Origin of the sequence: Nodosilinea sp. E11 (assembly GCF_032813545.1) — a bacterium.
In the GTDB taxonomy this organism is placed as follows: Bacteria; Cyanobacteriota; Cyanobacteriia; order Phormidesmidales; family Phormidesmidaceae; genus Nodosilinea.
The window spans coordinates 1,374,287-1,399,467 of sequence record NZ_CP136520.1; the positions used below are offsets into that span (position 1 = coordinate 1,374,287).

Here is a 25,181-nt window from a genome sequence, read left to right on the forward strand (position 1 = left end):
AAGCGTAAGGGCAATTCCATTATTCCAGGCCGGGTAGCCCAGACTCTAGTTGTTCTACCACGGCTGCCGGTAGATCGTGCACCCGGTGGAGACGAAACGGATCGGCGCTGACCGCCTCGACGTAGGCCGCGGTTAAAAACGGCCTATAGTCTTCCCGCTCGGCCAAATACACCTGGCTAAAGGCCACCACTAGAGACTTGTTTACCCCCCGCGTGGCGGCCAGAGCTTCGTCAAGGCCCTGATCGAAGGCGTCGTCTAGGTACAAAAAGCGCGTGGCCAATTTGGTAAAGTCAGGCCCGTGGGAGGTATTTTCGCCCAGGTATAGATAGCGATCGCGGCTTTGCAGCCAGCTAAAGGCGGCCACCTGCTGGGGCACCACCGGGGCCAGCAGGTCGACTTCGCCGCCAAACACCATGGTGGGCACCGCGATCTGCCCCAACCCCCGAGGGCCAAACAGGTTAGACACCGTGGCAAAGGCCATCACCAGCTTGACCCGCTCATCGTGGGTGCCCTGGGCAAAGCGCGCCATCACCGCTGAATCGGTCTGCAACTCTAGGGCACGGCACTCCAGCACCATAGCGGCATCGAGCAGTAGGTTGGCGGCAGGGTGGCAGCGGCGGGCCAGGCGCTCAAAGTCGATGCTGGCCCCGCCCAGGGCCAGGGCAGTATAGCCGCCAAAGGAGTGGCCAACGACGGCTACTCGGTCAACCTTCAACCGATTCTCAAAGGTGCTGCCGTTAAGGCGCTCCAGCTCGTCCAGCAAAAAGCTCACATCCAGGGGGCGGTCGAGAAACTCCCGTGCTCTAAAGGTTTCATGGTCTAGGCCAGTGAGCAGGGCCTGTTTTTGGGTGCTGTTGCTGCCCACGTGCTCGGGCAAGGCCACCGCCAAGCCGTGGGAGGCCGCGTGGGCCGCCAGGTCAAAAAAGGTGGTGCGGCTGTCGCCCAGCCCGTGGGAGATCACCACCACGGGCAGCGGCCCGGCTACCGCCGCTGAAGTTTGAGGTAAAAATAGGTCGACGGCGTAGGTGCGATCGCGACTGGCATCGTTCAGGGTGAGAGAAACCTGACGACTGCCGTAGGGGCCGGGCTGGGTAAGGTCGGGCAGGGCCTCTAGATCGAGCAGCGGCGACTGGGCAGCCTCTAATTCTGACTGCTGCTGGATGGCGGCGGCAATGGTGCGGGTGACGGTGGCCTCGGCTTGAACCTGGCGGGCGATCGCCCCGGCCTGGGACAGATCTAGCCGCAGACTGCTGGTGGGAAAGTGCTGCACGATGTCGATTGGAGCCAGTTCACCATCAGCGGCGGCGGCCACGATCGCCGCCCGCAGCGCCTGCCGTCCATTCAGCCCGGCCTCGGTTTGAACCACCTGGCCGAGAAACTCCAGGCTGCGATCGCCCATGGGGCTGTTAAACCATTGAGAAATTGGCACCACATCGACCGATCGGCTGGCAGTCAGCGCCGATCGCAGCCCCTGCTGCTGAGCCGGGCTGAGCCGTCGCAAAAAGGGCGCGAGCGACCGATCGACCACGCCGGTTTCGGCAAAGGTGACCAGCGACTCGACCGAAATAGAGCGGCTGAAGGGGCCAAACTCTAGCACTAAGGTATCGGCGGCCCTGAGCGGCCTGGCCATAGCTACAGTGGTGCTCAGGCCCAGAGCAAGGGCCATCAAAAACTTGAACGGGCGATCGCACAGTGGCATAGGGCAGCAGCAAAAAGTACCCGCATTTTCCCTCAGAATCCTGGGGATTTTCTAGGAAAGTCGTCGTCGTCCCAAATTCTCTAAAACCCCAGCGACAGTTGCTCCTGCCCAACCGCCCTCTTCCCCAGAGCCAGATTCACGCCTTCGTGGCGCAGCAGCCACTGTTTGCGGTCTAACCCGCCCGCGTAGCCCGTGAGCTGGCCCTGGGTACCCACTACCCGGTGGCAGGGCAGGGCGATCGCCACTGGGTTCAGCGAGTTGGCCATCCCCACAGCGCGGTAAGCCGCAGGCTTGCCAACCCTGGTCGCCAATTCACCGTAGGAGGCCACCGTACCAGCCGGAATCTGCCGCAGCGCCAGCCACACCTGTTGCTGAAAGGGCGTGCCCCCCGGATTGACGGGCACCGCATCAAAACTGTGCAGATCGCCATCTAGGTAGGCGCTGAGGCGATCGGTAAAGCCCTGGGGATTGGAACAGGGAGTGAGGGTGACGGCGGCAAATCGCTTGTTTATCAGCCGCAGCAGACGAGCTTCGTAGTCGGCAAAGTCGAGGGCACAGAGCGACCCCCCATCCGATACCAGCAGAATGTCACCGATCGCCGAGGGTAGGGTGTCAATCCAGAGTTCAGTGGTCACAGACATAACGCCTGATGGGCAAGGTACCCCCGCATTTTAGGGCCAGGGGCAGGCAAAAGGCCGATCGGCAACCCTAAAGACAACCTCAGGCAGCAAACGTCTAGGCAGCTCAGCCCCGCATTGGCTATGGGCTCTGCTCTATTAGCCTAAACTTTTTTCTGCTCAATCATCCCCTGTGGGGGCAACAGCAGGCCTAGGCTTGAAGGTTATGATGCGAGTTTAGATTGTCTCCCTCACCGCTATGCAGTTATTCAAAACTTGGCAGCTACCCGCCCCAGCGGTGTGGCTAGCAGGGTGGTTTTTGCTGGCTCTCGGCTTGCGTCTAGCGTTTTTAGTCAGCAAGCCCTTCTGGATGGATGAGGTGGCCACAGTTATCTTTAGCCTGGGCAACAGCAGCTACTCAATGCCCCTAGACCAGGTGATTTCCCTCGATCAACTGCTAACGCCGCTACAGCCGCGCCCTGAGGCAAGCGTGGGCTCAACCATTCACTACCTGCTTCAAGAAGACAATCACCCGCCTGCCTACTTCGCCCTAGCCCACGGTTGGATGGCGCTGTTCCCGACCTTCCAGGGCGTAGCCTCCCCCTGGGCGGCACGGGCCTTACCGGCCCTGCTAGGGGCCTTGAGCGTACCGGCGGTCTATCTAGCGGGGTGGTGGGGGTTTCGCTCGGTACTGGCGGGGCAGATCAGCGCCGCCCTGATGGCTGTATCGCCCTTTGGGGTCGCCATGGCGCAAGAAGCTCGCCACTACGGCATGACCACCTTAATGATCTCCCTAGGGCTAGCCTGTTTTGCCGTCGGCGCTAGAAGCCTGCATCGTCCCGCCGCCCCAGCCCCACCGCCTGCCCCCATATCACCGGCTTTTGGACTGCTGTGGGTGGGGGTCAATGCCCTGGCCTTTGCCACCCACTACTTCACAGCGCTGGCGCTGCTGGCTCAGGCATTGGTGCTGCTGGGCCTCGCCTGGCACCAGGGTCGCAGGCGGCCCCAACTCCTCTGGCAACGGCCCTGGCGACGGCTGTACTGGGTCATGCTCGGCACCTTGGCAACCTGCCTGGTGTGGCTACCAGTGCTGCTTAACTTCTATGGCAGCAGCCAGTCCTCAAATTTGGCCATCGACCTCAGCCAGCCTCGGCTGTGGTTAGACCCGATCGCCCAAATGCTGGCCGGGCTGATCTTTATGGTGATCACCCCGATTACCCATACCCAGGGAGCGATCGGCCTGGGGGCCGTCGTGCTGTCGGTGCTGGTGCTGCTGCCCGTGCTGCTGTGGCTAGGGGCGCGGCTAGGGGCAGCTCGCTCCCTGGTTAATCGCTCCGAGGCTGGCCGGTTTGGCCTAGTCGTGATGGGCGGGTTTGTACTGGCTGCGATCGCCCTATTTTTCGCCGTCAGCTACGGCCTAGCGATGGATATTACCCGAGGTCACCGCTACAACGTCGTCTTTCACCCCGGTGTGATGGTGCTGTTAGGCGGTTTGCTCGCCGTCTACTGGCCAGAAACAAAGGCACAAAAGACCTCAGGCCGCATCCCCTTCACTCAGCACAAAATCACCGGGCGGCGCAGCGTGCAGATTTTTTGGCTGGCGGGCTTAGTCAGCACCCTATTTGTCGTTAACAATTTAGCCTTCGCCAAGTATTACAATCCCGCCCAATTTGTCCGCACCGTCCAAAGCGAGTCTACCCATCCCGCTCTCGTGGGCTTTCCTAACCCCATTGACGCTAAACCCACAGTACTGGGCCTTGAACTCCTGAGCATTGGCTGGGAGATCCACCGCCATTTTCATCCTCAAGATCCTGCCAGCCAGTGGTCAGAGCCACCCCAGTTTTTCATCTGGACCTTGCCCAGCAACCCAGCCACACCCCCCGAAGAAAAATTGGCAGACATTCTCTCGACCTTGCCGCACCCCTTCGACCTGTGGTTTCTCCACACCGCCGCCGACCTAAGCGACTACGGCTGTACTCAGGTGACCCAGGCCAGCCAGGGCAGTCACCCCTACAGCCACTACGAGTGCACGTCTTAAACCGCTACAAAAACAAAAAAGACGCAGCCAGAGGCTACGTCTTGGGTTGAGGCATCAACGGTGAGCTCTACACAGCTTCCGTGTTTTTTTCGCCGGTGCGAATGCGGATAATTTCATCTACGGGGCTGACAAAGATTTTGCCGTCGCCAATTTCTCCGGTGCGGGCAGCAGAGATAATTTTATCGACCACGGTGTCCACCTGGGCTTCCTCAACCACGATCTCAATTTTGAGCTTTTGCAAAAATTCGACCGTATATTCTGAGCCTCGGTAGCGCTCGGTTTGCCCCTTCTGACGACCAAAACCGCGTACTTCCGACACAGTCATCCCCACAATGCCAGCATTGACCAGGGCAATCTTAACTTCGTCGAGCTTAAAGGGGCGAATGATAGCTTCTATTTTTTTCATAGATCAGACTAGGGTGCTTCAGCAATTATCTCTTAGCTTCGGTCTATGTTTATCGGGCCTGACCCTTAGAATACTGTATCGCTAGCTACAAAAGCCCCGGCAAACCCTGGGCACCTCGCTCAGCGCATCTGGTCAAACCCCATGGTCAAGGCATCGGTGCCCTAGCGAGAGTTACTCAATAGGGGTTTCATGATCAAAAATCCGGCCCCAAAGGCACTGATCACAATCAGCAGAATCGTCGCCGCTAACCATAGCCCACTGAGGTCAGCAGGGCGCTGGCTCAGCTGGCCCGGACGGTTACTCTCTAGCCGCTCTTCGGTGTAGAGCCGCTGGGGCGGAGCTGCCTGGGGCCGCTGAGGTGGCTTCGATGCCTTTTTGGTCTTGGCCTTAGGCTTCACCATTTGAGTGATTTGGTTAGCCAAAGAAGAGACCCCTTCGCCCATCGATTCCGATAGACGATCGGGTAAAGACGCGGTCTCTTCATGCACCTGTGTCGGATACAGGGGAGCAATGGCTGAGGCCTCAGCGCCAAAGTTGGACTCCAGCGGCCGCATGCCGCTGGCCATCTCCACGGGCTGAGGCTGGCTGCCCTCAATGGCCTGTTTCAGCCGGGCCGCCGAGTCGGCAAAGCGAATCATTTCTTGGCGCAGTACCTGGTTTTGCTGGGTAATCTGCTGGTTTTGCTGGGTCAGCGAATCTACCATGGCCTGGGTGGCCCGCAACTCGGTAGCCAGCTCTCGATAGACCGAGATCGGTACCGAAGGCGATTGGCGGTTGCCCTGGGGTGCCTCTGGAGCCACCGCCCCAGGGTAAGCAGAGTCGGAGGAAAAAGGTACGTTCATGATGACGGTAGAAGGGGCAATAAAGACAAAAACAAGTCTGAAAAGGAGTCGGCTAAATTGGTCTGCCCAAGGGTAGTTCAAATTAGAGCAATTGCACCAGATTTAGTCAAGAAAAGTTTTTCAAGCTCAACCATGCCAGAAGTGCACAGCAATATAGCCATGATCACCTGGGTTAGGACATCCAGAAGCCCTAAGAAGGTTTGAACGTTCAAACGTTCTTGAGGGAGATGTCTTAACCAGGCTGGCCACAGCAATACCTTGAACACCGTTCCAGCTTGGCAGCAGAGGACGGGCGGGCAGCTAGTACATCTTGCCTATACCGCTATGGTAGTGGCAAGACGTTGTTTCGGCGAGGCTGACGTAGCTATAGGTAGCCAGGCGCAGCATTCTCAAAAGCTTTAGGCCGCTGGCGCGCTACGCCTAGACTTGTCCCAGAGCCGCCTGGATGGCGGCGCTATCGGTCACAAAGCCAAAGCACTGGTTGACGTTGTAAACCGTGGCCAAGGTGCAGTAGTCGGGAGAGGTGGTGGCGCTACAATCGCTCACCAAAATGCAGTCGTAGCCTAAAAAGTTGGCGTCTTGCAGGGTCGCCATAACGCACTGATCGATATTGACCCCGGCAAAGAGCAGAGTGGTTTTGCCCAGATTGCGCAGCATGCTGTCGAGGGGAGTATCCCAAAAGCCACTCATGCGGTACTTATCGACCCAAATGTCTTGAGGCCCCTGCTCTAGCTCATCCACCACCGCTGCGGCCCAGCTGCCTTTCGTGAGCACTGGGGCTCCGTTGGCGGGTAGGGCATCGCCCAAACCCACGCCGGCCCCGTTGGGGTTATAGACGTGGCGTAACCCGGCACTAATGTTGAGCAGATCGGGGCGATTGCCCCAGTTCACCCACACTACGGGCACCTGGGCCGATCGCAGGCTGGGCAGCAGCCCCTGCAACGGCTCAATGGCCCGGCGGGCGGGGGCGACATCGACCCCAATGCTGGCGAGCCAGCCGTCGGGGTGGCAGAAGTCGTTCTGCATATCGATCACCAGGCAGGCGGTTTTGCTGAGGTCAACCCGCAGCTGCTTGGTCTGGGTAGTCAGGGTGGCGAGACGGGGCTGTAGGGCTTGGCGGCTAACGTCAGCTACCTGATCGTCAACCCACCAAACGTTGGGTTCAACACCCAGAGGACGCAGGTTTGAATCTGCCAAAACAGCCCTCCTCAGAGGTCAGGGGACAGGAAACCAAGGGAATAGCAGGCGACGAGCCGTTCAGTCATCCCATAAATAATGCAGGAATGCAGGCTTTGGCCAGGGAGTTAGAACCCGAGTCAAGGCTCCAATTGTAGGCTGGGGCCGCAAACAAGAACGGCCAGCCCGCAATACATCAACCCATTTTGAGAGCTAGGGTGGCTAAGGCGGCCGTCAAGGCGTAGGCAACCCCAACCACCTGAATTTCAGACCAGCCCGACAGCTCAAAGTGATGGTGCAGAGGGGCCATCTTAAAGAAACGCTTGCCAACGCCGTCTGGCCCCTTGGTTGCCTTAAAATAGCCAACCTGAATAATTACCGATAGGGTTTCGGCAAAGAATAAAAGAGTGAGCACCAGCAAGGCAAATAGGTTGCCGCTGAGGATACCGACCGCTCCGAGGGCAGCCCCGAGAGCTAGGGAGCCCGTGTCGCCCATAAAGACGCGGGCGGGGTTGTGGTTGTGCAGCAAAAAGCCCAGGCAGGCTCCGGCCATCGCGGCACAGAAAACCATGAGATCGGGGTGGCTGGGGGCCACGATCGCCGCTAGCCCCATAAAGGCGATCGCGCCGGTGCCGCCCATCAGCCCATCGAGACCATCGGTAAGATTGGTGGCATTGCTCTCAGCCACCAGCACAAACCCAGCCAGGGGCCAAAACAAAAACCCAAGGGGCAGGCCCAGGCCCAGGGGCAGCGCCACGGTCGTAATGCTCTCCGGCTGACTGGTCAGCACCCAGAGACAAAACAGCATCGCCACAGCAACCTGCAAGCCCAGCTTGGTGCGGGGCGAAATTCCTTTATTCGAGCGGCGTTGAATCACCTGCCAGTCGTCAATCCAGCCAATGGCCCCGTAGGCCAGGGTAAGAGCCGATACCGCCAAGGCATCGCGGGCAAACCCCGTGGCCACCAGCGCGGTGATTACCGCCACAGGCACAAAAAAAGCGCCACCCATGGTAGGAGTGCCCGCTTTTTTCAGGTGTCCCTGGGGACCTTCTGCGCGAATAAATTGACCGGTTTTGAGCGCCCGCAGCAGAGGCACCCCCCAAAAACCCGCCAAACTGCTGCCCAAAGCCGCTACCAAAAATGGCACTGTCATCGAGGTGCCTAAGCCCAGACTGTGGTCTAAAACCCCATCTAGCCCTAGGGCAGCGGCACTGAGACCTAGGCTAAGCAACCAAAACAGCCCCTGACCATTCAGCGACAGCCGATTGGGTGTTGAGAACTTCGCATCCACTAACAATTCCTCAATATCGTCACACCACACACCAACAGGAGTCTACTGGATGATCTTCCGATTGACTACGGTTTGGCGTCAGGAAATAGTCAGGAAGTTTAGACGACAGTCTCACACTAGGTGGCGAAGGTTAACAACACTTAACGACAAATTGGCTCTTATCCCAACTCCTGGTTAGCTACCCCCGGTTCAGCAGGGCGCATGCCATGCACCCCTACGGGTTGGCCTTTTGGGAATTGGGGTTTTGTGAGTCGGATTTGGTATTAGTCAGGACTGTCTGACCAGATTTGACCTTTTGGGTCAAGTCTTTCCCGGTTAGTCATCATCATCGAGGGCAAGATCGGTATCGTCATCTTCCTCAAAGCCGTCATCATTGCCCATCAGGTCTGAAATTTCTTCGTTTTCGGCCTCGTCAGGAATAGTTTCGATCACATCGCGGCTGCGCAGGCGGCCAATTTCCTCGAGCCAGCTCAGAATGGACGATCGCCCAGAAGACGGCAGAATAGGTGCCTTGGCGTCGCGGGGCACCTGGCGCAGAGAGGGGTTATAAATTTTTTCAGACATAGCAGTGGCCCTTTAGCGGCATACAGACGCTGTTATACAGACATTCCATGGTAACAGAGCGGCTTGGCGGCTGAGCCGCGAAGTTTTGCCGTATCATGCCCGTGGTACTGCCGTGGAGACTGGCCATGTTGGGTAAAGCAGAGCTACTCGATGCCGTGGCCTCGGTCAACCGAGGTATTGCGGCCACCCCCAGCGATCGCACCGCCATTCAAGCGGCTGCCGCCACCCTAGAGGGCCGCAACCCCACCCCTCGACCGCTAGAGGCCAGCGATCGCCTCAATGGTGACTGGCTACTGCTCTACACCACCAGCCAAGAGCTGCTAAATATCGATCGCATTCCCCTTGCTGCCCTAGGCCCGATCTACCAGTGCATTCGCCTGGCCGAAAACCGCATCTACAATATTGCCGAAGTCAACGGCCCACCCCTGCTCTCGGGCCTAGTGGCCGTGGCCGCCACCCTAGAGCCGGTCTCGGCCCAGCGGGTCAACGTGGGCTTTGAGCGCGGCGTGGTCGGTCTGCGCCAGGCCCTGGGCTACCGATCGCCCGCCCAGTTTATTCAGGCGCTGCAAAGCACCCCTAAGTTTTCGCTGCTCCAGGGCCTCGATTTTAGAATTAACCGCGATCGCTCCGCTGGCTGGCTCGAAGTCACCTACCTAGACGACGACCTACGCATTGGCCGGGGCAACCAAGGCAGTCTGTTTGTGCTGCAAAGGGTTTGAGCATCGCCGTTGGGTTACATGAGTTACCACCAATCGCCTCTAGGGTTGATACCCTTAGCCCTAAACCGGGGCATCTTGGGACGATACTGGCAAACCCTTTATTGTTTAAGACTGTGCCCATGCCCCGTCGCCCCCGCCCCCGCCGCCCTACCCCCGCCGCCCCGCCCGAGCTCATTATCGAAGCCGGACGCACCGAAGCCCAGTATTTCCGAGATCTGTGGCGCTACCGAGAACTGTTTTACTTTCTCGCCTGGCGCGATATTTTGGTGCGCTACAAACAGACCGCGATCGGGGTAGCTTGGGCACTGATTCGTCCGTTTTTGACCATGGTGGTGTTTACGGTGGTGTTTGGCCAGTTAGCCAACCTGCCAACAGAGGGCAATGCCCCCTACCCCATTCTGGTGTTTGCGGCCATGTTGCCCTGGCAGTTTTTTGCCAACGCCCTCTCTGAGTGCAGCAACAGCCTGATCACCAACGCCAACTTAATCTCTAAGGTGTACTTTCCCCGGTTGGTGGTGCCCACCAGCGCGGTGATCGTCAGCTTTGTCGATTTTTTGATCTCGGGCATTATTTTGCTGGGGCTAATGGCCTGGTATCAGCAGGTGCCCTCGTGGCGGGTGGCAACGCTGCCGCTGTTTATTGCTGTAGCCTTTGCGGCGGCGATGGGAGCAGGGCTGTGGCTGGCGGCGCTTAATGTGCAGTACCGAGATTTTCGCTACGTGGTGCCGTTTTTAGTGCAGTTTGGCCTCTACGTGTCGCCCGTGGGGTTTAGCAGCAGCATCATTCCTGAGCGCTGGCGGCTGCTGTACTCGCTGAACCCCATGGTGGGGGTGATCGACGGATTTCGCTGGGCGATTATCGGCGGTGATGTGGCGCTGTATTGGCCAGGCTTTTTGCTGTCGCTGCTGCTGGTAATACTGCTGCTCATCACCGGCATCCTCTACTTTCGCCGTATGGAGCGCACCTTTGCCGATGTGATCTAGCTAGCGAGGCAAGATCGCATGAAAGCTGACCAGCTTTACTCTCAAATTTTTCTGGCCAGTGCTCCATCAACCAGCCGCACCAGAAGAGACCACAGACGGCTAGGTAGCCAGAAACTGTAGGCTAGGGCGCGCTTCACCCCGTTTTGGCTAAAGGATGGTGGCTGAGTGCAATGCCCCATCTCCTGGGTTGAGATCAATCTGGGCTGTGGGCCTGGGTAACTAAGTGTGTGATCATGCAATTTTCATAAAGCCAGAGGGCACAATGAGCACAATGGCCGATGCGCCAGTCAGTGAACCGCCCCAGTTCTACAGCCCCCATGTCTGACACGGTTATTCAGGTCGAAAATCTCGGCAAAAAGTATGTTCTTGGCCAACAACAGCAGGGCAACTCTCGCTACGTCGCGCTGCGCGATGTAGTGGCCGATGGGGTTAAGTCTGTAGGCCGCCGCCTGCGTCACCCGCTTAAATCGCAGCCTGCCCGCCACGAAGAAGAGTTTTGGGCGCTGAAGGATGTCTCGTTTGAGGTGAAGCAGGGCGAGGTGGTGGGCATTATTGGCCGCAATGGGGCGGGTAAGTCGACGCTGCTGAAGATTCTTAGCCGCATTACAGAACCCACGGAGGGGCGGGTGCGCCTGCGGGGTCGGGTGGCGAGCCTGCTGGAGGTGGGAACGGGGTTTCACCCAGAGCTGACCGGGCGCGAAAATATTTTTCTCAACGGCGCAATTTTGGGCATGAGCCGGGTTGAGATTAACCGCAAGTTCGATGAAATTGTTGACTTTGCCGAAGTTGAGCGGTTTTTAGATACGCCGGTCAAGCGCTACAGCAGCGGTATGTATGTGCGGCTTGCTTTTGCCGTCGCCGCCCACTTGGAGCCAGAGATTTTAGTGGTGGATGAAGTTTTAGCAGTAGGTGATGCTGCATTTCAGAAGAAATGCTTGGGTAAGCTCCACAACATTGCCAATTCTGAAGGCAGGACTGTTGTTTTCGTTAGCCATGATCTGCCAGCGGTACAGTCCCTTTGTAGCAGAGCCCTGTTGATAGAACAGGGCTTAATCAAAATTCAAGCTAATACGGATAAAGTTATTTCTGCTTATCTTGGAATGGGCAGAAAAAGATCCTCCGATAAAATTGATTTACTAGAGCATCCAGGCAGACTTCGCTCAAGAGAAAAAGCTTTAAAAAAAATTTGGTTATTAGATGAAATGCAAAGAGTAAAGAATGAATTCAAAATGGGAGAAGGAATATCAGTCCTTTTCTCATTCGACTGCGAATCAAGTGTTTCGTCTCCTGGCTTTGGATTTGGATTCGAAGATCAATCTGGCAGACGAGTTTTTTCTCTCAATAATTACATGTGTCCAAGTTTGCATGGCAACTTGAAGATTGTAAAAAAGGGAGTCGCAAGTCTCAGAATTAATAAGCTACCTCTAATGCCTGGGCGCTACTCAGTCAGCATTTCACTTGTCGAGAACCAAACTGAATGGGTTGACTTTATTGAAAGAGCAATAGAATTTGAAGTTTTCCCGGCTGACGTATTTGGATCTGGCAAGATTCCTGACCGTTCTCATGGAATAGTTTTTCTGCCTGGAGAAATAGAGATTGAAGCCAACTAATGAGAATCTCACAAAGATTTTTTGCATCTAAAAACTAACTGTGAACTTATAAATGTCTAGCGAACCAATGAATTCAATTAAAAAGGCTCACAGAGGGTGGGTTTATTCTGAGGCAGGAGACTATCATAGATATCTTGATTTAGGGTGGTCTTATGCGCCCACTTATCTTCAGAAAATCAAGTTAACCAGGAAGTTCATTGAATCTCTTAACCCAGACTATAAAATCTTAGATATTGGCTGTGGAGAGGGAGTTTTCGTTGAAGAATATGTCCGCCAGGGTAGAGATATTCAAGGAATAGATTTGAACTATGAGAGCGAGTTTGTGCGGCAGGGAAATATTCTTGACTTACCTTTTCCCGACTCACATTTTGATACGATAATGTTGCTAGATGTATTTGAGCACATTGCCTTTAAAGATCAGCCTAAAGCACTTACTGAGATTTATCGAGTACTTAAGCCAGAAGGATTGTTTTTTACTTCCATTCCCAATCTTGCTCATTTTAATTCTCGCGTTATTTTCTCCATTTTTGGCCGTCTGGATCGCACCGACAATGAACTTGACCATCTAGGTGAGCGGCCCTTCAAAGAAAATCGAGAACTCTTAGAAGCTGCGAATTTCAAGCTTTTGAATTGCGTCGGAGTCACTCTATCAGTTCCCTACATTTATAGGCGACTGATTTGCCGTCATGCTAAGCAACTGCGGTTCCTCCACGATCTATTCGAACCAATCGCCCGAGCTGCTCCTGGGTGGGCCATGCTGGATTTTTTCACCTGCCAAAAATAACTCTCTTTCACTGAGAAATGTGTTCTAATGTTTGCTGAAAACAATCAAAAAACAATTGCCTTAAGCATTGCAATCCCCACCTATCGTCGTCATCAGTTATTGATGGACACTTTAGACAGTGTAGTATCGCAGAGGCCAGGCTTTGATTTTGAAGTGTTGGTGCTGGACAACGAATGCAGCCTCGACCTCAAAACACGAGTAGAATCATTTGCCCAAAGTATCACAGTGCCGCTTCGCTATCTTTCTGTAGAGGCGATTGGGCTTCACAACGGCAGAAACACAGGTGCTCAGTTAAGTTCTGGAGACATCATTGTCTACATTGACGATGACGTTATTGCGCCGCAGGGATGGCTTGAGAACATCTGCCAACCCTTCTTAGATCCCGCAGTAGGAGGCGTAGGTGGTAGAACTCTGCCCCGGTGGGAGTCTCCTCCCCCCAATTGGGTAAAAGCCCTAGAGCCATCTTTTTTTAGCCTACTGGATTTGGGTTCAGAAACTAGGGCTATGACTGAGAGCGAACTGCCCTACGGTTGCAACATGGCCTTTCGTCGAGACCTGGTAGTTAAGCTTGGGGGATTTCCCCCCGATGGCGTGGGCGGCGGTTGGATTGAATGGCGTCGAGGGGATGGAGAAACGGGCTTTGCAAGGAAGGTCAAACAGGCGGGCCACGTTATTATGTACAGTGCCGAGGGCTGGCTATACCACCGCATTCCCCTATCGCGTCAAAGCTTCAAATTTATTCGTCACCGAGCGATGAAAAGCGCAGTTAGCGGCTCTTATACCAAGGCTCGCCAACACAACCTTTCCCGTTCGGAATTATTGAAGGATACCTTCAGCAACACCAAAGGACTTATAAAGGCCACAATCGCTTGGGTAGTTTACTCCCTGTGCCCTCGCCAAGCCAGAGTCGATCGCGAAATTGAGTTGGTGTTCTATAGTGTTAGTCTGCTATATACCTTGCGGCTAATTGTCGATCAGTCATTGCGACAATGGGTCAGTCAAAATAGCTATTCGGTGATTGGCAGTACTTCCCAGATGGAGAGCTGACTATGGCCGCGATCGCCGCATTCCAAGGAGAATGGCCCGTCCAAAAGCACACTTTGTACCTGCTCGATGGGTTAGCCCATGCTGGGTATGATGTCGATTTTTTCTGTCTAGAATCGTTTTTTACAGACGACCCTAAAGACTTTTGTGGTAGTGGGGTGCACATCCATCGCTTCAGTTACTCAGAGGCAAAACCGGGCGACTTAAACGGGCTACAACATCAGGCAGCATGGTTTGCCGACAAAACGCGATCGCTTCACCGCAAGTACCTCAACCTGACCCAAAATACCCGCTCCTTTATTCCGGCCGCAATCAACCGCAGAGTTCAGACTGTGGCCACAGCCAAGCAATACCTATGTCTGATCGGCATCGAAAAACTGGGCCTGGTGTGGGCTGCCCAGTGGGCTGAGCAGTGGCACATCCCTTATCTGTACTACAGCCTAGAGCTTTACACCCGCGATCACTTTTTTATCACCAGTCGCCGCTACTGGCGACGGCTCAAAAAAGCCGAGCAGTTTTACTGCCAGAACCTAGCTGCCCTGATCATTCAGGATCAGGCCCGAGCTGAGGTTTTGCTCAAGGACAATGAGCTGGGCGATCGCCCCGTCATTCCCTTACCGATCTCGCTACCGGGATCGCCCTATTCCAAATCCAGCACCTACCTGCGCGATAAATTTCAGCTGCCCGCCGATAGCGTGCTTATTCTACAGTTTGGCCAAATTCAGCGGTACGGCAAAGCGCTAGTACAGCTAGCCCAGCAGTTTCCTGAAAAGTATCGACTAGTGCTCCACGACGGGCTCACCCAAGATCTCTGGCAGTGCGAAGCTTTTGTGGAGGAGCTGAAACAGCTCGATCGCAAAAACCGGGTGGTGTTTTCGCTAGAAAATTTGCCCTTTGACCAGATACAGGCCCTCAGCGCCTCTGCGGATGTGGGCCTAGTGTTTTACAGCAACACCCCCATTAACGATCAGCTCACCGGGCGATCGTCCGAAAAGCTAGCCCTCTATTTGCAGTGCGGCCTGCCCGTCATTGGCTTTCGCTACCCCGGGTATGAACCCATTGAAACAGCCCAGGCAGGAGTTCTCATTACTGATCTAGAGGAGATTGGCTCGGCAGTACAAACCATTCTCAACGCCCACCCCACCTACCGTCACCGTGCCCAACAGCTCTTTTTAGCCGAGTACCAGTTTGAAAAAAATGTTCAACCGCTAGTGCAGTACCTGGCTAGTCTAGCCACACCATAACCTGCACCGCCGTTGACGGGCAGCCTTAAGCCGCGATGGGCACTGTCCACACTAGCTTTCTCACCTCTTATCCCTTCGCTGATCCACTCCATGCCCGCCCCCGTCGCTGTTTTCGCCTTCAACCGCCCTCACCACCTCCACCAAACCCTGACCACCCTGGCACAAAACGAGGGAGCCGAGACTACGACTGTCACGATCTACTGTGACGGCCCTCGCCATGAGCAGGATCACTCGAACATCGAGGCCGTACGGGCGATTGCCCACGGAGGGAATGGGTTTGCCCAGGTGCAGGTGGTGGAGCGCGAAGCCAATTGCGGTCTGGCTCGGTCGATTATCATGGGTGTCACCGAGCAGCTCAGGCAGCACGAGCAGGTGATCGTCGTCGAAGACGACCTGGTAACGTCGCCTTTTTTTCTGCGCTACATGAACCAGGCGCTGGAGGTCTATGCCGAGTGCGATCGCGTCATCAGCATCCATGGCTACATTTATCCCATTGATACGCCACTACCCGAAACTTTTTTCCTACGGGGGGCTGACTGCTGGGGTTGGGCCACCTGGCGGCGTGGTTGGGCGCTGTTTAACCCCGACGGCCAAGCGCTGCTGACAGAGCTAGAGCGCCAGCAGCTACTATTGGCCTTTGACCTGGAGGGAGCTTACCCCTTTTCCCAGATGTTGCGCGACCAAATTGCCGGACGCAACAACTCCTGGGCCATTCGCTGGCACGCCTCCGCGTTTCTGGCCGATCGACTGACACTGTATCCTGGGCGATCGCTGGTGCACAACATCGGCCACGACGACTCGGGCACCCACTCCCAGCGCACCGGCACCTATGATGTGGTCGTGAGCCCAACGCCCATTCGGGTAGAGGCGATCGCCCCGGTACCCTGCGCTGCTGCCCGCGCCGCTGTCAAACAGTACCTGGGGCTAGGGCAGTGCTGCCCTAGCCCAGTAACTCGGGTGCTGAGCCAGGTCAAAAAGCTGTTTTACTCTGCTCCTTTCTAAGCTGAATCAACCCCGTTATGACGCTGAAATCTCTCGCCCGCAATCTGCTTCCCCCTGGGCTCTATCCCCTAGCCCTACAGGTGGCTGGCAAATCCGCTGACCAACAGCTCAAGAAGTACCACCAGGGGGGCCGTATTCCCTGGTCTGAGGGATACCTTATTCACAAGACTCAAGCAGTGGCAGCTGCCATCCGCGATCGCGACCTGCTGACGGTATTTCGCGATCGCCGCCCTCTGCCCAAAAACTACGGTCTCGGCCTGGACGAGCGTTGTGTAGAATATCCGTGGCTATTTGCCCACCTGCCCGAGACCGCTAGCACCCTCCTGGACGCCGGGTCGGTGCTCAACCACGACTACATCGTCAGCCACCCCTATTTCGACAGTCGCCGCCTCCACATTGTCACCCTGTCCCCCGAAGCAATGGCTTACTGGGAGCGAGGCATTGGCTATTTCTATGACGATCTCCGCCATCTACCCCTGCGGGATGAGTTCTACGATGCGATTGTTTGCCTGTCTACCCTAGAGCACGTGGGCTTAGACAACAGCATTTATACACGCTCCTCTGACGACATCGAAGCCAAATCCACCGACTTTATAGCTGCTCTTCATGAACTCCGGCGCGTGCTCAAGCCCGGGGGAGCACTGTTTATCAGTGTGCCGTTCGGCACGTACCAGAATTTTGGCAGCTTTCAGCAGTTTGATGCAGCACTTCTAAACAAGGCGATCGCAGCCTTTGGCCCTGCCCAGGTAGTAGAGAAAACCTACTTTAAGTACTTCATAAATGGATGGCAAGTAGCTACAGAAGCCGACTGTGCCAATTGTGAATATGTTCAGTCCGATGAGTGGTTTACCCAGACACCGGGAAAACCTAAACCCAGCGACGGGGCAGCAGCAGCGCGGGCTGTTGCCTGTGTTCACTTGCTGCGTTAGATCCTCTGCAGATGGAGCAACACCTGAACGGAATGACCCAATCTGTTGATTTAGTTAAACAGGCTACGCGATCGCCGCCATCCTGGGCAGACTAGAACTAGTAGGTTGCCCTGTCCTTTCGCAGGCGCTGCCTTCTTTCCTTTACCCAAAGGCTCTGCCCCATGCCATCCTCCCCCACCGTCACTGCCACTCAGTTCTCCCCCATACAGCAAATCGTCCACAACAGCGAAATGCTGGCGCTGATTCTCTCCCACCGCTTTGCTGAGCCGGGCATTCACTTCTTTACCCCCAACGAGCTATCGCAGCAGCTCGCCTACATGAAATACGACGCAGGCAAAACCATTCCCGCCCACGTCCACAACCCCGTGCACCGCGACGTATTCCACACCCAGGAAGTGCTATTTATCAAAAAAGGCAAGCTGCGGGTCGATTTCTACAGTCAAGAGCAGGAGTACCTGGAGAGCCGCGTGCTAGAAGGCGGCGACGTGATTTTGCTGGTGACGGGCGGCCACGGCTTTGAAGTGCTCGAAGACCTGGAGATGGTCGAGGTCAAGCAAGGCCCCTACATGGGCGACCAAGACAAAACCCGCTTCTCTGGGATATCGTCTAGCCAGGCCACCATTACAGGCTAGGCAGCTATGGCGTTTATTCCGGTCAACGAGCCCGCCCTCAACGGCAACGAAAAAAAATACCTGCTGGAATGCCTCGACACCGGCTGGATTTCGTCCGAAGGCCCCTTTGTCGATCGCTTTGAGACCGAGTTTGCCCAGCGGGTGGGTCGCCAGCACGGGGTAGCGGTGGCCAATGGGTCTGCTGCCCTTGATGTGGCGGTGGCGGCCCTGGGGCTGGGGCAGGGCGATGAGGTGATCTTGCCTACGTTTACGATTATTTCCTGTGCGGCGGCGATCGTGCGGGCGGGAGCCAAGCCCGTCGTGGTTGATGCCGACCCGATTACGTGGAATATGGATGTCGGTCAGATCGAAGCCTGCATTACCCCCCAGACCAAGGCGATCATGGTGGTACACATCTATGGTCTGCCCGTAGACATGGAGCCGCTGCTGGCGATCGCCCAGCGGCACAATCTAGCGATCATCGAAGACGCCGCCGAAATGCACGGCCAGACCTATCGAGGCCAGCCCTGCGGCAGCTTTGGCGACCTCAGCACCTTTAGCTTTTACGCCAACAAGCACATCACCACGGGCGAAGGCGGCATGGTGCTCACCGACGATGCAGAGCTGGCAGAACGCTGCCGCTCCCTGCGAAACCTGTGCTTTCAGCCCCAGCGGCGCTTTGTCCACGAAGAGCTGGGCTGGAACTTTCGCCTGGGCAACCTGCAAGCCGCCCTGGGGGTGGCTCAGCTAGAGCAGCTCGACAGCTTTATTGCCCACAAACGAGCGATCGGGCGACGCTATACCGAGGGGTTGGCTGGAGTCGCTGGGCTGCAACTGCCGCTGGCCACCACCGACTATGCCGAGAATGTCTACTGGGTTTACGGCCTGGTGCTCGACGACGGGTTGCCCTTCGATGCGATCGAGGCCATGCAGCGTCTCAAGGCCAAGGGCATCGGCACCCGCCCCTTTTTCTGGCCCATGCATGAGCAACCCGTGTTCCACACCATGGGGCTATTTGAAGGCGAACACCACCCCGTGGCCGAGCGCATCGCCCGGCGCGGCTTCTATTTGCCCAGCGGTCTGGCCCTCACCGACGCGCAGATCGACCAGGTAATTGTTGCCGTGCGGGAGGTGATGGCGTGAGCGTGTTCAATGCCTATGCCCAGTACTACGACCTGCTGTATCAGGATAAAGACTACGCCCAAGAGGCCGCCTTTATTCACCAACTGCTCAAGACCCACGCCCCAGCGGCTCAGCACCTGCTAGAACTGGGCAGCGGCACCGGTCGCCATGCCGAATACCTGGCCGAACGGGGCTACCAGGTCACCGGAGTCGAGCGCAGCGAGGAGATGCTGGCTCGCTGCGGCGATCGGCAGGCGGCTCAGTCCCAGGAACTCGCCCAGCGGCTCAAATTCCTCCAGGGCGATCTGCGGCAGGTGCGGCTGGGGCAAACCTTCGACGGTGTGCTGTCGCTGTTCCACGTGATCAGCTACCAGACCAGCAACGCCGATCTGGCGGCGGCCTTTGCCACCGTAGCCCAGCACCTGAAGCCGGGGGGCATGTTTATATTTGATGTGTGGTATGGGCCTGCGGTACTGTACGACCAGCCTCAGGTGCGGGTCAAGCGCCTGCAAAACGAGAATCTGGCCATCACTCGGATTGCTGAGCCGGTGCTGCACCCCAATGAGAATATTGTGGACGTGAATTACCACATTCTGTTGCAGCCCACGGGTACTGATACCTGTCAGGAGCTGCGCGAGTTGCACCGTATGCGCTACCTGTTTAAGCCCGAGTTGGAGCTGCTGCTAGGGCAATCGGGGATGAGTCTGGTGACCTATAGCGAATGGATGAGCGATCGCCCCGCTAGTCTCGACACCTGGGGCGTCTACTTTGTTGCCGTCAAGTCATGAAGGTCGCTATCCCCGTGTCCTCAGCGTTTCCATCAGCCGGGGGCGGCTACACTTTTGAGTCCGAAATCGTGGCGGCGCTGATCGACCTGGCCCCGACGATGCGCCACCAGATCACGATTTTTAGCGGGGCTCAGGGCGACGAGGCGGTAACGCCTCACCCCAATCTCACCATCCTCCACCCGCCCACCCAGCTGATGCCAGGGGTGCTGAGGCGGGGGGTGGAGCTGGCCTACGGCAGCGGTTCCCCCAAGCTGGCCAACCAGGCCGACAAAGTTCAGGCCGCCTATGTGCGACACTTCATCACCAAAAACCGCTTTGACTTTAGCTGGGTGCTGGCCCCCGCCGCCCTGATCCAGTGCCCCAAGCATCACACACCCTACGCCCTGACTATTTGGGATTTGCAGCACCGCCTGCAGCCCTACTTCCCAGAGGTGAGCCAGGGGCGCGAGTGGGGCAAGCGAGAGCGGTTCTACCGAGGCAATCTGCCTCGGGCCACCTATGTGATTACCGGTACCGAGCGGGGCAAGGCTGAGATCGAGCGCTTTTACCAGATTGCTCCAGAGCGCATTCAGGTAATTCCCTTCCCGACGCCAAGACTGGCGGAAGCGTTGGCCAAGCACGCATCCACAAAAGAAGATTTCTTGGCCCAGCACGGCTTACCCAATCAATACTTCTTCTATCCGGCCCAGTTCTGGCCCCACAAAAACCACTACACTCTGCTGAAAGCATTCAAAACCCTGGTTGACCAGCACAAAGATATTGGCCTAGTGCTGACCGGGTCGGACAAGGGTAACGCAGGCTATATCAAGCAGCTGATCCACGATTTAGATCTCATCGCCAGGGTTCACATTCTGGGGTTTGTCTCTCGCACCGACTTGGCCAACCTCTACAAGCACGCCCTGGGGCTGGTGTTTCCCACCCACTTTGGGCCTGACAACCTGCCGCCCCTTGAGGCGTTTTCCCTGGGCTGTCCGGTGATTGCCTCCGATGTACCGGGAGCGATAGAACAGCTAGGCGATGCAGCTCTGCTAGTCGATCAGCGCAATGCAACCCAGCTGGCCCTGGCGATGAAAGCCCTCTGTGAGAACGACACCCTGCGCTATGACTTGATTCAAAAGGGGCTGACGCGGGCGGAAAGTTGGCAACCTCAGGACTATGCGAAGCGGCTGATCGCGCTTTTAGATGAGTTTGAAACCATTCGTTACGGCTGGCCCAACAGCACCAGCCATCCTGCTAATACATAGCGTGCTTATGGATGACAAGGTATACATTCTAATTCCGGTACACAACCGCAGGGCGATTACCCTGGGCTGTTTGCAAGCGCTCGATCGCAACGGTGACCTGACCCGCCACCGGGTAGTGGTGATCGACGACGGCTCCACCGATGGCACCGGGGCAGCCATCGCCGCTAGCTTTCCCACGGTGACGGTGCTGGTGGGCGACGGCAACCTGTGGTGGACGGGGGCGATTCGCCTGGGGATGGAGTATGCGATCGCCCAGAATACAGCCTACATTGTCTGGCTCAACGACGACTGCCGCCTGGCCCCCGGCACCCTGGCTGGGCTAGTACAGTTCTGCACCGACCGTCCCAACGCCATCGTTGGTGCCCAGGGGTTTGAACAGGACGTCCCTAACCGCCTCTCCTTCGGCGGCAAGCGCAAGACCTGGCAGGGTTACCGCTTTCTCACCCTGCCTCCCGGCCAAACGGTACCTTGCGATCTGTTCAGCGGCAACTTGGTCTGTCTGCCTAGGGCGGTGGTGGATGCGATCGGCTATCCCGATCCGCAGACTGGCCCCCACTATGGCGGCGACTCGCTGTACCTGCTACATGCCCAAAAAGCCGGGTTTCAGCTCTGGGTGGATAGCCGCTATACCGTTACCAACCACGCCGCCGAGTCGCGCCTGTGCCCCAGCGACTGGCTAATGACCCCCGGCGACCCCTGGCAGCTGGTGCGGCTGGCCTTTAACCCCTACTCCGGGCTGAGCTGGCGGCTGTGGTGGCGGCTCAACTGGCTAGCCTATGGCCCCTGGGGCATTGTTATGTTCGCTAAAAAATACGTTTCTATACTGCCGCTTACCGTGCTGCGGCTGCTGCCTGTTACTATACGGCAGCGGCTGTTTCGTCCGGCGCAGGTATCCCCCAATCAGCCCACCTGAGGGACATCAATGGCCAATTCACCCACCCTGAGCGTTGTCATCACCTGCTACCGCGAGGGCGACCTGCTACTAGAGGCGGTAGAGAGCGTGCGCCAGCAGACCTTGTCACCCCTGGAGATTGTAATTGTCAACGATGCCTCGCCGGACGATCGCACCAACCAGGTCTGCCGCCAGCTAGAGACTGAGCCAGACATTACCCTGGTGTGGCAGGCCCAAAATGGTGGCCCCTCAGTCGCCCGCAATGCCGGGTTTGCCACCGCCCAAGGCGAGGTTCTGGTGCCCCTCGATGCCGATGACCTGCTGCCCCCCGACGCGCTTAGCCACATTCAGCAGGCCTTTATCAGCCATCCCGATGCCGGGTTTATCTACGGCAGCTATCTGTGCCAGCGTTATGCCAACGATGCTCGCCTGGTTCGGGCAGAGCCGATTTCGCTGAATTCGCTGCTGCGATCGCGGCGGTTTTCCCTCAGCACCAACTGGACGCTAATTGGCACCGCCCCGCTGCGCAAGTCACTGTGGGAAGCCGTGGGCTACAGCGACCCCGAACTAGGAGCCGAAGATCTGCACGATTTAGAATTTTGGCTGCGGGCGATGGCGCTGCCCTGCGGCTACTACGGCACCCCAGAGGTAATTTACATCTGGCGTAAGTACCTAGGCAGCAACAGCCGCCAGGTCAACCCGATGTCGTGGTACCGTATTGCCCAAAAACATTTTGATGTGTATTGCCAAAACGGTTTGGAGTACCGAGCCCACGAGCTGCTGCTGCTGGGCAGCAAGTGGATGAACTGGCCCGAGGACATTCATCGCTATCGCCACGCCCTGGCAACCTGCATTAGCAGGGGCAAGTTTCAATTTTCATCCCTGGTGGCCCTAGCCATACCTGCCTTTTTGTTTCAGCCCATGGCGCGGCTGGCCAAGCGATTTCGCTAGCCTAGATTATTCGCCAGAGCCAACCCCAATTTCCCAAGGCCAAACTGTAGGGGTACAGGGCATGCGCCCTGCTGAACCGGGGAACTAAATAGGATTTAGTATTGGACCATCCAAAAACGGTCTGACATAGCCAGACCGTTTTTGATGGAGACCGGCCAGCGATCGCCTAGTCCCTCAAGATAACCCCAACCCTAGTAGGGCCACTGCCAGTGAACAATTTCATCTTGATCCTTGCCCTCCGTGTGGGCATAGGTGAGACACTCGATGATCTTGTTTTTCATCTTTTCTTTGACGTGGGCCGCTGCGGAACCCAGTTTGGGCACCCGATCGATCACGTCAATCACCAGGCTAAAGCGGTCAATTTGGTTGTTGATCGCCAGTTCTAGCGGGGTGTTAATGTTGCCTTGCTCTTTGTAGCCCCGAACATGAATCCGATCTTGGTTAGAGCGGCGATAGACCAGCTTGTGAATCAGCCAGGGGTAGCCGTGGAAATTGAAGATCACCGGTTTGTCGGGGGTAAACAGCGAGTCAAAGTCGCGATCGCTTAGCCCGTGGGGGTGTTCTCCTGCTGAGATCAAGGTGAACAGATCGACAACGTTAACAAACCGCACTTTTAGGTAGGGAAATTCTTCCCGCAAAATAGCCGTTGCTGCCAGCGATTCCTTAGTAGTGATGTCGCCGCAGCAGGCCATCACCACATCGGGAATGTCGGGTTCGGTGCCACAGTCGTCATTGCTGGCCCAGTCCCAGATGCCCAGACCTTTGGTGCAGTGCTGTACCGCTTCAGCCATCGGCAGATACTGCAAGTGGCTTTGCTTGTCGGACACAATCACGTTGATGTAGTTGACACTGCGGAAACAGTGGTCGGCCACCGAGAGTAAGCAGTTGGCATCGGGGGGAAAGTACACCCGCACCACATCGGGGCTTTTGTTCGTGGCTAAATCGACAAAGCCGGGGTCTTGGTGGCTAAAGCCGTTGTGATCTTGCCGCCACACCAGCGACGACAGCAAGATATTTAACGACGATACCGATCGCCGCCAGGGCACATGGTTTTTGCAGATATCGAGCCACTTGGCGTGCTGGTTAAACATCGAGCTGACCACGTGGGCGAAGGCCTCGTAGGTGTGAAATAGGCCGTGTCGCCCGGTCAGCAAGTAGCCCTCTAGCCAGCCCTGGAGCGTATGCTCACTGAGCATTTCCATCACCCGACCATCGCGCGATAGCTCGCCGCCATCAAGATCTTCGGGTAAAAAGTCGGCCATCCAGGCTTTTTTGCTCACCTCATACACCGGGTGCAGCCGGTTTGAAGCGGTTTCATCTGGCCCCATCAACCGGAAGTTTTTGGGATTGTCGCGCATGATCTCACGCATGAGAATGCCCAGAGCCTTCGTGTTTTCGTACTCCACCGTGCCGTGCTTGGGCACATCAATGGCGTAATCGCGAAAGTCGGGCATCGTCAGCGCCTTGCGCACCAAGCCACCGTTAGAGTTCGGGTTGGCGCTCATGCGGCGTGGGCCGACGGGGGCTAACTCCTTGAGCTCAGGCACTAAGGTGCCATTCTCGTCGAATAGCTCTTCGGGGCTATAGCCGCGCATCCAGTCTTCTAACCGTTGCAAATGCTCAGGGTTGCTGTGCATGCCGCCCATGGGCACCTGGTGCGATCGCCAGAAGCCTTCCACCTTGTGGCCATCGACCTCTTTCGGGCCGGTCCAGCCCTTGGGGGTACGCAGCACAATCATGGGCCAGCGGGGGCGCTCGGTGCCACCATTGATGCGGGCTTCGCGCTGCACCTCTTTAATTTTGAGCACGCACTCTTCCATCACGGCAGCCATTTTTTGGTGCACCAGCTCTGGGTCACTGCCCTCGACAAAGTAGGGCGTGTAGCCGTAACCCCGAAACAAGCAATCGAGTTCTTCGTGGGAGACCCGCGAGAGAATAGACGGGTTGGCAATTTTGTACCCGTTGAGGTTGAGAATGGGCAGCACCGCTCCATCACGGGCGGGGTTAATAAACTTGTTGGAGTGCCAGGCAGTGGCGAGGGCACCGGTTTCGGCTTCACCATCGCCAACCACACAGGCCACCAGTAGGTCTGGGTTGTCTAGCACAGCCCCGAAGGAGTGGGAGAGGCTATAGCCCAACTCGCCCCCTTCGTGAATTGAGCCAGGGGTTTCTGGAGTGACGTGGCTACCAATATGCCCCGGAAAGGAAAACTGCTTAAAAAAGCGCTGCATGCCTTCGGCATCTTCACTCTTATCGGGGTAGGTCTCGGCGTAGGTGCCTTCTAGATACACTGGCCCCAGCACCCCTGGCGCACCGTGGCCCGGCCCAGCCACAAAGATCATGTCGAGATCGTATTTTTTAATCAGCCGATTGCAGTGAACGTAGGTAAAGCTGAGGGCCGGGGACGACCCCCAGTGGCCCAACAGGCGGTGCTTGACATGCTCTGGCTTCAGCGGCTCTCTGAGCAGGGGGTTCTCGCGCAGATAAATCATCCCTACAGCGAGGTAGTTACAGGCTCGCCAATAGGCATGAATTTTGCGGAGTTCTTCGTCAGTCAGGGGTTTAGTTTGGGGAGGGGAAGCTACTACCATTGAACTAATTCCAGCAAGAAGTACTCGTTATGTT

The 25,181-nt window shown here is 56.7% G+C and carries 23 protein-coding genes; 15 read left to right on the top strand and 8 right to left on the bottom strand.

Annotation, left to right across the window (positions count from 1 at the left end):
• Positions 1 to 19: 19 nt before the first annotated feature.
• Entirely contained in the window at positions 20 to 1,630 is a 1,611-nt protein-coding gene (locus RRF56_RS08425) for an alpha/beta hydrolase (RefSeq protein ID WP_317037194.1), read from the bottom strand.
• Between the two features lie 149 nt (positions 1,631 to 1,779).
• The gene (locus tag RRF56_RS08430) at positions 1,780 to 2,340 is read right to left on the bottom strand and encodes a methylated-DNA--[protein]-cysteine S-methyltransferase (protein WP_317037195.1); all 561 of its coding nucleotides are present in this window, start codon (positions 2,338 to 2,340) and stop codon (positions 1,780 to 1,782) included.
• A 235-nt stretch (positions 2,341 to 2,575) separates the two neighbouring features.
• Here RRF56_RS08430 and RRF56_RS08435 point away from each other — a divergent pair, with 235 nt between their 5' ends.
• Positions 2,576 to 4,354, top strand: coding sequence for a hypothetical protein (locus RRF56_RS08435; protein WP_317037196.1), 1,779 nt, complete (start codon positions 2,576 to 2,578; stop codon positions 4,352 to 4,354).
• A gap of 67 nt (positions 4,355 to 4,421) precedes the next feature.
• Here the strand turns inward: RRF56_RS08435 and RRF56_RS08440 are convergent, their stop codons facing one another.
• From RRF56_RS08440 to RRF56_RS08460, 5 genes are all read right to left on the bottom strand, one after another.
• Positions 4,422 to 4,760 carry a P-II family nitrogen regulator gene (locus tag RRF56_RS08440; protein WP_073609484.1) on the bottom strand — a complete coding sequence of 113 codons (339 nt, stop codon included), beginning with the start codon at positions 4,758 to 4,760 and terminating at the stop codon, positions 4,422 to 4,424.
• 161 nt (positions 4,761 to 4,921) lie between these two features.
• Positions 4,922 to 5,602: a hypothetical protein gene (locus RRF56_RS08445; protein ID WP_317037197.1), complete on the bottom strand. Its 681-nt coding sequence runs from the start codon at positions 5,600 to 5,602 to the stop codon at positions 4,922 to 4,924.
• Positions 5,603 to 6,022: 420 nt separating this feature from the next.
• Positions 6,023 to 6,799 (bottom strand): isochorismatase family cysteine hydrolase, encoded by a 777-nt coding sequence (locus RRF56_RS08450; protein ID WP_317037198.1) that lies wholly within the window; start codon positions 6,797 to 6,799, stop codon positions 6,023 to 6,025.
• Between the two features lie 175 nt (positions 6,800 to 6,974).
• Positions 6,975 to 8,069 carry a phospho-N-acetylmuramoyl-pentapeptide-transferase gene (gene mraY, locus RRF56_RS08455; RefSeq protein ID WP_317037199.1) on the bottom strand — a complete coding sequence of 365 codons (1,095 nt, stop codon included), beginning with the start codon at positions 8,067 to 8,069 and terminating at the stop codon, positions 6,975 to 6,977.
• A gap of 315 nt (positions 8,070 to 8,384) precedes the next feature.
• Positions 8,385 to 8,633 (bottom strand): DUF3134 family protein, encoded by a 249-nt coding sequence (locus tag RRF56_RS08460; RefSeq protein WP_317037200.1) that lies wholly within the window; start codon positions 8,631 to 8,633, stop codon positions 8,385 to 8,387.
• Between the two features lie 125 nt (positions 8,634 to 8,758).
• Between RRF56_RS08460 and RRF56_RS08465 the strand changes: the two genes are divergently transcribed.
• From RRF56_RS08465 to RRF56_RS08530, 14 genes are all read left to right on the top strand, one after another.
• Positions 8,759 to 9,352, top strand: coding sequence for a PAP/fibrillin family protein (locus RRF56_RS08465; protein ID WP_317037201.1), 594 nt, complete (start codon positions 8,759 to 8,761; stop codon positions 9,350 to 9,352).
• A gap of 119 nt (positions 9,353 to 9,471) precedes the next feature.
• Entirely contained in the window at positions 9,472 to 10,335 is an 864-nt protein-coding gene (locus RRF56_RS08470; protein ID WP_317037202.1) for an ABC transporter permease, read from the top strand.
• 317 nt (positions 10,336 to 10,652) lie between these two features.
• Positions 10,653 to 11,945, top strand: a complete 1,293-nt coding sequence (locus RRF56_RS08475) for an ABC transporter ATP-binding protein (protein ID WP_317037203.1) — start codon at positions 10,653 to 10,655, stop codon at positions 11,943 to 11,945.
• A 52-nt stretch (positions 11,946 to 11,997) separates the two neighbouring features.
• On the top strand, positions 11,998 to 12,729 hold the full coding sequence (locus tag RRF56_RS08480) for a class I SAM-dependent methyltransferase (protein WP_317037204.1): 732 nt from the start codon (positions 11,998 to 12,000) through the stop codon (positions 12,727 to 12,729).
• A 27-nt stretch (positions 12,730 to 12,756) separates the two neighbouring features.
• Entirely contained in the window at positions 12,757 to 13,776 is a 1,020-nt protein-coding gene (locus RRF56_RS08485; protein WP_317037205.1) for a glycosyltransferase, read from the top strand.
• Between the two features lie 2 nt (positions 13,777 to 13,778).
• Positions 13,779 to 15,017 (top strand): hypothetical protein, encoded by a 1,239-nt coding sequence (locus RRF56_RS08490; protein ID WP_317037206.1) that lies wholly within the window; start codon positions 13,779 to 13,781, stop codon positions 15,015 to 15,017.
• Positions 15,018 to 15,107: 90 nt separating this feature from the next.
• Entirely contained in the window at positions 15,108 to 16,019 is a 912-nt protein-coding gene (locus tag RRF56_RS08495) for a hypothetical protein (RefSeq protein ID WP_317037207.1), read from the top strand.
• Between the two features lie 17 nt (positions 16,020 to 16,036).
• The gene (locus tag RRF56_RS08500; RefSeq protein ID WP_317037208.1) at positions 16,037 to 16,948 is read left to right on the top strand and encodes a class I SAM-dependent methyltransferase; all 912 of its coding nucleotides are present in this window, start codon (positions 16,037 to 16,039) and stop codon (positions 16,946 to 16,948) included.
• Positions 16,949 to 17,109: 161 nt separating this feature from the next.
• A complete protein-coding gene (locus tag RRF56_RS08505; RefSeq protein WP_317037209.1) occupies positions 17,110 to 17,580 on the top strand; it encodes a hypothetical protein in 471 nt (156 codons plus the stop codon).
• Between the two features lie 6 nt (positions 17,581 to 17,586).
• Positions 17,587 to 18,702, top strand: coding sequence for a DegT/DnrJ/EryC1/StrS family aminotransferase (locus tag RRF56_RS08510; protein WP_317037210.1), 1,116 nt, complete (start codon positions 17,587 to 17,589; stop codon positions 18,700 to 18,702).
• A complete protein-coding gene (locus tag RRF56_RS08515) occupies positions 18,699 to 19,469 on the top strand; it encodes a class I SAM-dependent methyltransferase (protein WP_317037211.1) in 771 nt (256 codons plus the stop codon). Before RRF56_RS08510 ends, RRF56_RS08515 begins: the two co-directional genes overlap by 4 nt.
• Positions 19,466 to 20,713 carry a glycosyltransferase family 1 protein gene (locus RRF56_RS08520; RefSeq protein ID WP_317037212.1) on the top strand — a complete coding sequence of 416 codons (1,248 nt, stop codon included), beginning with the start codon at positions 19,466 to 19,468 and terminating at the stop codon, positions 20,711 to 20,713. Before RRF56_RS08515 ends, RRF56_RS08520 begins: the two co-directional genes overlap by 4 nt.
• A 7-nt stretch (positions 20,714 to 20,720) precedes the next feature.
• Positions 20,721 to 21,626: a glycosyltransferase family 2 protein gene (locus RRF56_RS08525; RefSeq protein ID WP_317037213.1), complete on the top strand. Its 906-nt coding sequence runs from the start codon at positions 20,721 to 20,723 to the stop codon at positions 21,624 to 21,626.
• A 9-nt stretch (positions 21,627 to 21,635) separates the two neighbouring features.
• Positions 21,636 to 22,556, top strand: coding sequence for a glycosyltransferase family 2 protein (locus RRF56_RS08530; protein ID WP_317037214.1), 921 nt, complete (start codon positions 21,636 to 21,638; stop codon positions 22,554 to 22,556).
• Between the two features lie 191 nt (positions 22,557 to 22,747).
• Here RRF56_RS08530 and RRF56_RS08535 read toward each other — a convergent pair whose 3' ends face one another.
• Complete coding sequence (locus RRF56_RS08535; protein WP_317037215.1) at positions 22,748 to 25,147, bottom strand: phosphoketolase family protein; 2,400 nt, start codon at positions 25,145 to 25,147, stop codon at positions 22,748 to 22,750.
• Positions 25,148 to 25,181 lie beyond the last annotated feature (34 nt).